Origin of the sequence: Mycobacterium sp. E2497, assembly GCF_001668695.1 — a bacterium.
In the GTDB taxonomy this organism is placed as follows: Bacteria; Actinomycetota; Actinomycetes; order Mycobacteriales; family Mycobacteriaceae; genus Mycobacterium.
In genome coordinates this window covers 1-891 of the sequence record NZ_LZKD01000218.1, presented here as the reverse complement: position 1 = coordinate 891, position 891 = coordinate 1, and the positions used below count along the sequence as shown (strand labels likewise).

Annotated in this window: 1 protein-coding gene and 1 pseudogene; both read left to right on the top strand. The window is 72.5% G+C overall.

Annotated elements, in window-relative coordinates:
- Window positions 1-533, top strand: a 533-nt coding sequence (locus A5713_RS19715) for an SAM-dependent methyltransferase (protein ID WP_156751955.1), incomplete at its 5' end; no start/stop codon positions are given.
- A 15-nt stretch (window positions 534-548) separates the two neighbouring features.
- Window positions 549-830: pseudogene (locus tag A5713_RS19710) on the top strand (CoA transferase); the annotation flags it as partial.
- Window positions 831-891: the final 61 nt, after the last annotated feature.

Genomic DNA, 891 nt, shown 5'->3' with positions numbered 1-891 from the left:
TCGACCAGCCGCAGGTCATCGAATTCAAGACCGCCACCATCGCCGAGCTCGGCGCCGAGCCCACCGCCGATGTCCGGGCCGTCCCGATCGACCTGCGCCACGACTGGCCGTCGGCGCTGCGCCGGGCCGGCTTCGACGCCGCGCGGCCCGCCGCCTGGGCGGCCGAGGGCCTGCTCGGTTTCCTGCCGCCCGAGGCGCAGGACCGGCTGCTCGACGACATCACCGCGCTCAGCGCCGACGGCAGCCGCCTGGTCGCCGAGGTCTTCATCAACTCCGGCACCAACGGCGACGCCCTGAACGCCGCCAGCCAGAAGTGGCGGGGCAACGGCCTGGACATCGCGCTGGGCGACCTGGGCTTCCCGGGCGAGCGCACCGACGCCGCCACCCACCTCGAGCGGCTCGGCTGGCGCACCGTTCGCACACCCCTGAATCAGCTGTTGGCCGACAACGGGTTACCTTTGCAGCGCACCGACCCCGGTGCGCCGTTCGCCCAGAACTACTACTGCACTGGGGTCTTGAAGCAGGCCGGATGACCAGGAAGGCCACCCATGGCAGACAGCGCCCCCGCCAAGCCGCTTGACGGATTCCGGGTTCTCGACTTCACCCAGAACATCGCCGGGCCGCTGGCCGGGCAGGTGCTGGCCGACCTGGGCGCCGAGGTCATCAAGGTCGAGGCGCCCCACGGCGACGCGGCCCGGCAGATCACCGCGGTGCTGCCCGGGCGCCCGCCGCTGCCCACGCTGTTCCTGCCGCACAACCGCGGCAAGAAGTCGGTGGCGGTGGACCTCACCGACGAGGAGGCCAAGCAGCAGATCCTGCGGCTGGTCGATCTCGAACACCGCGGTGCCCGCCGCCCACGGCAGCCGGTAGGCCCGCGCGTCCAGGCCCGAG